The sequence below is a fragment of the Emticicia sp. genome (assembly GCF_049241225.1).
Classification (GTDB): domain Bacteria; phylum Bacteroidota; class Bacteroidia; order Cytophagales; family Spirosomataceae; genus Emticicia.
In genome coordinates this window covers 1-3,218 of record NZ_JBMLRC010000075.1, presented here as the reverse complement: position 1 = coordinate 3,218, position 3,218 = coordinate 1, and the positions used below count along the sequence as shown (strand labels likewise).

Sequence of the window (3,218 nt, the reverse complement as noted above, 5' to 3'; positions counted from 1 at the left end):
GCCCCAACCTTATCTAAAGCCGCTTGCTTTACCAAAATATCATATCTCGCAACCGATTCTTGCAAACGAGCTGTTATAACTTCGTTCGATGCTCGTAGATATTCAATCATAATTGCCTGTCCGTTTCGGTAGCGACTTTCAACAATCTTGAAATATTTTTCAGCTTTAACAGTACCATCCTTTGCGGTATTCAATGCTTTTTTTGCGGCTTCCAACTCAAAATATGCCTGCGAAATCTGTAATTGAATCTGTTTTTGAACTTCTTCAAACTTTGCATCGAGTATATTTTTCTGGATTTTTGCTTGCTGAATCTTCGATTTTTTCTCGTATCCGTGGTATAAATCCCAACTCAAACCAATCTGACCAATGATATAAGCTTGGTTTTTGAAAGTATAGCCAAACCCTTGAAAACCAGTGCTTCCACCCACAAAAACCTGCGGACGAATGGCATTCATTTCTTGTAATTTGATGGCGGTTTCGCTAACCTTGATATTTGTACGTAGCTGGCTTAATTCCTGACGATTATTGAGAGCATCGGCTTTTAGTTCGGCCAAGTTGCTTGCCAAGATGGGAGCACTCACTAAGTTGGTATCGGCAACGATTTCGGCAGAAAAATCACGATTCATTAAATAATTCAAGAAAACTTGCACCGATTGTCTGTTCTTATCTAAAACCGCTACTTGTTGGTCGAGCTTACTTACTTCGTATTCGGCCGAATAAATCACATCTTTGGTAGCTACATTATTTCCGACTAATTTTTCATTGAGTTTCACAAAATCGGTGAGTAGTTTTCTAGATGCATCGAAAATCTTTTGTGCTTCGAGGGTTTGTAAATATTGTAGATAAGCAGTCGTGATACTATATCTGATTTCGTTTTCTAAAACCCGCTTCTTTGCTTCTTGTGCCGAAAGTAAATCTCTCTGAATGAGCAAGTTATAACGAATATCAGTATTGAAAATGGGGTACTGAAAACTCAGTTTTGTATCATGAAAATTATTAGGAGCAAGCAACTGATTGACGTTTTCGACCTGCGGGAAATTATTGGTTTTAGTAAGCTGATTGAGCGTAGAATAAACTGGATTCAACAAATCTCCAATCGGGAATTCTAATCTACGGCCACCCGCTGCCAAAGTATAATTGGGATTAAACGTAACTTTAGGCATAAAATTAGCCTTCGCTTGCGTGATGTTTTCGGCAGATTTTAAGAGTTCGAGACGTTCTTGTTTCAAACCCAAGTTTTGCTTCAATCCTTCCTGAATGTATGATTCAAGAATGGGTGACGAAGGAACGCTGCCAGCTTGTGCGAATGCCCCAAAAGACACAAAAAGTAAATAAATAGATAACTTTTTCATAAATCATGTATAAAATCGTAGACAAATCGAGCTATAAGCAATAGGATAAATATAATCGACATTGTTTTGCACAGCCGCTCTGGCTACAAGGTAAAGCAAGTACTGTGGACTATTGACCGTGGACTACTCAACTCCAGCTTTATTGCCCTTATTTAATATTCGCTACATTTAAAATAACCATTTGATAGTTTCTGAACACTGTTAAGTTACAGTTCTGAAAAAAGGTCAGACTCGTAGTCAGACCTCAAAAATCATATTTTTATGCCCGTAGTGACCAAATTAGAGGTGCATTTGGCTATAATTTTATGCTCCGAATTACGTGCCTCGCACTCCATATTAATTACCGTTTTTCCTGCCCTAATCACCTTCGATTTTACATAGACACTATCGCCTACTTTGGCAGGAAGCAGATAATCAATACTTAAATTAATGGTAGAGTAAAAACTTTCACGACCCAACGAAAAAACCGTCATTCCCATCACATCATCGAGCATTGAAGCAGTTACACCTCCGTGTAAGATTTTGCCAGGATTGGTCATTTCATCACGCACTACAAACTCCACCGTAAGCGAGCCTTCTTCTACTGCCACCAACTTTCCATTTAGCCATCGTCCCAAAGCCGAAGGACTAATGTCTGCTGCATTTTTACCAATATTTGATATAAAATAATCTAAAACTTGATTTGTCATTTTCTATTTTCCAATTTTTCCGAGATGCGTATTGCTGAAAGCATCTTCATATTTTAAACCATATCCAAAAATTCTATCCATTGCCGAGTGTGCAAAAAGAATTACACCTGCAAGAATAACATACTGACTATCAACACAATACCCTAAAACAAAAACAATTACGGCTAATAATTTATGATGAAAAAAATTATAGAGCCACGCCCCAATTTTCGGATTTATAAGATAGCCCACCATGCTTAAATCAGGTACAAGAATCAATGCAGGAAACCACCACCAAGCAAAATCTAAGCGACTAAAAAGAAAAATTCCGAGTAAAAACTGAGCAATTTCTTCGAGAATTAGAAGTTTCTTCATACCCCTGTCCCCTAAAGAGGGATTATTTTAAGATTTGTATTGTTTCAATATTTGCACAAATTGGGCATAAGCATCTTCTAAAAGTTGAATTCTTTTTTCTTCGGCAAAAATCATGGTTCGACGGCGTAAATGCAGTGTAGCCAAGCCATGCACCAGGCTCCAAACCATCACCGAAATTGTTTCATTATCTGCTCCTTCAAAATACCCTGCTTTCATGCAATCGCCAACCACAAATTTGAGGGTTTCAAAGGCACGTTCACCATCGCACCAAATTTCTTCACGACATTCCAAGGTTTCCATCGGAGCCGTCATGACAAACATTAAGTCATAGAGTTCGGGGTTTTCAAAAGCGTATTTTAGATAATGCTTACCGAGTGCAACTAATCTTTCAAAAGGGTCATTTTCGCTCATGATACCCGCTTGCATGGCCTGCATCAAGGCCCCGAAAGCCTCAACGTGCAAAGCGAAAAGAATCTCGTTTTTATCCTTAAAGTACAAATAAATTGTACCGGCACTATACTCTATTACTTCGGCAATATTACGAATACTCGTTTTTTCAAATCCCTGCTCTAAAAAAAGCGACCGAGCGGCATCCAAAATTTGTCGCTTCATTTCAACTTTTTCTCTTTCTTTTCTATCAATTACACCCATTTGAAAATCAATTTTCTACTTAACGATGCAAATAAAATGAACGGTGTTCAGAAATGCAAATATTTATTGGATTTTTATCATAACGTCCGAATTGAGATTGTGTAAAATTTCCCCTCCTTTTTCAAGGAGGGGTGGCAAAATTCTGACGAAGTCGAATTTTGACGGGGTGGTT

General features: G+C 38.1%; 4 protein-coding genes. All 4 read right to left on the bottom strand.

Features of this window, described 5'->3' with window-relative positions; all coding sequences use genetic code 11:
* Nucleotides 1–1,352 (bottom strand): TolC family protein (locus ACOVO2_RS04710; protein WP_421768850.1); only part of this gene is annotated, 1,352 nt, incomplete at its 3' end.
* Between the two features lie 251 nt (nt 1,353–1,603).
* Nucleotides 1,604–2,041, bottom strand: a complete 438-nt coding sequence (locus ACOVO2_RS04705) for a PaaI family thioesterase (RefSeq protein ID WP_421768849.1) — start codon at nt 2,039–2,041, stop codon at nt 1,604–1,606.
* A gap of 3 nt (nt 2,042–2,044) precedes the next feature.
* Nucleotides 2,045–2,395: a DUF4260 domain-containing protein gene (locus tag ACOVO2_RS04700; RefSeq protein ID WP_421768848.1), complete on the bottom strand. Its 351-nt coding sequence runs from the start codon at nt 2,393–2,395 to the stop codon at nt 2,045–2,047.
* Nucleotides 2,396–2,422: 27 nt separating this feature from the next.
* A complete protein-coding gene (locus ACOVO2_RS04695; RefSeq protein WP_421768847.1) occupies nt 2,423–3,046 on the bottom strand; it encodes a TetR/AcrR family transcriptional regulator in 624 nt (207 codons plus the stop codon).
* Nucleotides 3,047–3,218 lie beyond the last annotated feature (172 nt).

Coding starts and splice junctions, on each gene's coding strand:
- ACOVO2_RS04705 (WP_421768849.1), bottom strand. CDS start 2,041: ATGACAAATCAAGTTTTAGATTATTTTATATCAAATATTGGTAAAAAT.
- ACOVO2_RS04700 (WP_421768848.1), bottom strand. CDS start 2,395: ATGAAGAAACTTCTAATTCTCGAAGAAATTGCTCAGTTTTTACTCGGA.
- ACOVO2_RS04695 (WP_421768847.1), bottom strand. CDS start 3,046: ATGGGTGTAATTGATAGAAAAGAAAGAGAAAAAGTTGAAATGAAGCGA.